General features: G+C 57.4%; 3 protein-coding genes. 1 reads left to right on the plus strand and 2 read right to left on the minus strand.

Annotation, left to right across the window (positions count from 1 at the left end; all coding sequences use genetic code 11):
* Positions 1-380 precede the first annotated feature (380 nt).
* Complete coding sequence (locus Q1B15_RS20225; RefSeq protein WP_299757320.1) at positions 381-1,370, plus strand: CoA ester lyase; 990 nt, start codon at positions 381-383, stop codon at positions 1,368-1,370.
* Between the two features lie 125 nt (positions 1,371-1,495).
* Here the strand turns inward: Q1B15_RS20225 and Q1B15_RS20230 are convergent, their stop codons facing one another.
* Entirely contained in the window at positions 1,496-1,861 is a 366-nt protein-coding gene (locus Q1B15_RS20230; protein WP_299757322.1) for a nuclear transport factor 2 family protein, read from the minus strand.
* A gap of 105 nt (positions 1,862-1,966) precedes the next feature.
* Positions 1,967-2,795 (minus strand): IS30 family transposase (locus Q1B15_RS20235; protein ID WP_299757325.1); only part of this gene is annotated, 829 nt, incomplete at its 5' end.

Raw genomic sequence — 2,795 nt, forward strand, 5'->3', positions numbered from 1 at the left:
TGCTGAAGAGCGTCGGAAATTGATAGCCTTTCTGAAAACTGAAGACCCAAACGTTAACATCTGTCCGCAGTGATTTCGATCGTTGTGCTTTCAAGCGGGTCTCTCGCTCACGGAAGGTAACCCTTAGCTTCGTGTCAGACCACCGGGCGGGCGATTTGGGTCAGAAACGTCCCTTCACAACCGCTCAGACTCGGGTCGGCCACCGGGTGGAAAATTGCCGTTCGAGCTCGGCGGTCGGCTATCCGCCGGTTTACGTGCCTACGTCCAGCAGACCGGGAGCGTCTGGGTAGTGCCATGACTTGCCGTTCACGCGTTTGTGCTGTGCATTAGATTTGCAAGTGAATAATCTCTACCTTTCTAGAGAATTGGGGGATTGCACAATGAGTTTCAGGGCCATCACTCAGGCTGTGCCACGACTGAATCGTAGCCAGTTGTTCGTGCTCGCGAACAAGCCGGAGACCTTTGAATCCGCAGCGTCATCCGTCGCCGATGTCGTCATGTTCGAAATAGAGGATGCAGTCCCACCGGATCAGAAAGCGCAGGCGCGCCAGAATGTGATCGAGGCGCTGAATGACTTCGACTGGGGCGAGAAATCGATGTCGATGCGTATTAACGGGCTCGACACACCTTACATGTATCGTGATCTCGTCGACATCCTGGAGGCGCCAACAGAGCGTCTGGATCTTGTCCTGATCCCCAAAGCCGGAAACGCGGCCGATATTTATGCGGTTGATGTGTTGGTCAGTCAGATTGAAGAAGCGATGGGCAGAAAGAACCGCCTTGGATTCCAAATCATGATTGAAACGGCGCAGGGGATGGCAAACATCGATGAAATCGCGGCTGCAAGTTCGCGGAACGATTCATTGCATCTTGGAGAAAACGATTATGCTGCCTCTGTAAGGGCGCGAATGAAGGTCGTAGGCGGCGCAAATCCCGATTACCACATCCTGACGGATGCGGATGAGGATGGCACTCGCAAACGCCACTGGGGTGACATGTGGCACTACGCGATTTCTCGGCTTGTGGTCGCTGCCCGCGCGAACGGCTTGCGACCTGTGGACGGACCATTTCTTGATCCTGCTGATACCGAGGGCTTCAGGGCGGCGGCGATGCGCGCTGCGGTTCTGGGATGCGAAGGCAAGTGGGGAAACGACGAGCCGTCGATGCTCCTGGCGAATGAGGTATTTTCACCTTCGGTCGATGACGTTGCCCAGGCACGGCGGGTTTTGAGGGCGGCTGAGGATGCGGCTTCGGTGGGCGGCGGCGCCGCGACGCTTGATGGCAAGCCCGTCTTTATGCCGCAAATTCGTCAAGCCCAGGCCTTGGTTGCGCAGGCTGACATGATCGAGTCTAAGAAGACTCATTCTTAAGGAAAAGGCAATCACCTCGGCAATGGCGCGGAAGGCAGACCTACGTGCAGCAGGCGCGGAGCGTCTCCTTCGTGCCAGGAACCGCCCTTCTATATGCAGTGCTGCAAGAGGAGTTCAAGCGCCCGTCATTGATCGACGAAGAACTTATTAACGATGCGCCAGTCCCCGTCGATCTTTGCCAGTTGGAACGTGTCTAGGAAGCGTCCGCCACAGTCAAACACCACCGTTGCACCAACTTCGCTGAACTTATCGATGGACAGGATTTTCCCGTCGCCGAACTCGAAGGGTGCATAGTCTGGTCCAGTCCACGTATCGATTAGGTCGCGCATCGGTTTGGAGAACAGTTCAAGATCGCCTTCCGGGTTCTTCCAGTACCCCATCATGTTCGCGACATCGAGAGCGAAGGCGCGCTCCAGCCGTGTTTGGTCCTTCGCTTTGTAGCCTTCGAAATAGTCGAAGACGGCGTCCTTGATCGCGTCATGATCATCCATGGTTGCGTCTCCTCTCTCATAGTCGTGGGCCGACCCTAGTCGGTCCATTGGGTAAAAGGAACTCCGCCGCCAGCCCGAGATGAATGTCCCGGTTGGGTGGTGGGTTCAACCGATCGCCGCAACACACTCTGCGAACCTCTCCGCTGGGGTTTGATATTGCAAGGTCTTGCGCGGCCGCTCGTTCAACTGGCGCGCGATGGCGCTCAGCTTTGCCTGAGAATGAACCGACAGATCGGTGCCTCTCGGCAAATACTGTCTCAGCAACCGGTTGGTATTTTCGTTTGATCCGCGCTGCCAGGGGGCGTGAGGATCGCAAAAATAGACATCGACGTCGGTCGCCAGTGCGAGGCGGGGATGATCGGCCAGTTCCTTGCCGCGATCCCAGGTGAGGGATTTGTAGAGCTCGCGAGGCAGGCTTCGGAATTGTTTGATCAGCGCCGAGATGACGCTTTCGGTATCTTTGTTTGCAACCTTGACCAGCATCACATACCGGGAATGGCGCTCGACCAGAGTGGCGATGTAGCTGTTCTTGGACCCGCCGATCAGGTCGCCCTCCCAGTGCCCTGGGATGGCGCGGTCCTCGGCAGACGCGGGCCTTTCACGGATCGACACCGCATCCTTGATCTGGCCCAGACCATTGCGCTTCAGGCTAGCATGCCTGGACCGGCGGATCGTGCGTCTGGCGCGCAGGTGTTCCAGCAGCTCCTTCTTCAGAACGCCACGCGCCTGGATATACAGGCTCCGATAGATCGTCTCGTGAGACACCTGGTTTTGCGCCTCTCCCGAAAACGCACGCTTGAGCCAGCCCGCAATCTGCTCTGGCGACCACTTTCGCCGCAGCTTCATCGATACTGTGCGGCTGAGGGCCGGGTAGCAAGCCAGCTTGCACGGTTTGGGACGCTGGGCACGATCCCAGGCGGCCTGATCCGAGGCT

Source organism: uncultured Boseongicola sp. (assembly GCF_937988555.1).
In the GTDB taxonomy this organism is placed as follows: Bacteria; Pseudomonadota; Alphaproteobacteria; order Rhodobacterales; family Rhodobacteraceae; genus Boseongicola.

Bases quoted from the DNA above. Each gene is read 5' to 3' on its own strand.
- Q1B15_RS20225 (WP_299757320.1), top strand. From the start codon at position 381: ATGAGTTTCAGGGCCATCACTCAGGCTGTGCCACGACTGAATCGTAGC.
- Q1B15_RS20230 (WP_299757322.1), bottom strand. From the start codon at position 1,861: ATGGATGATCATGACGCGATCAAGGACGCCGTCTTCGACTATTTCGAA.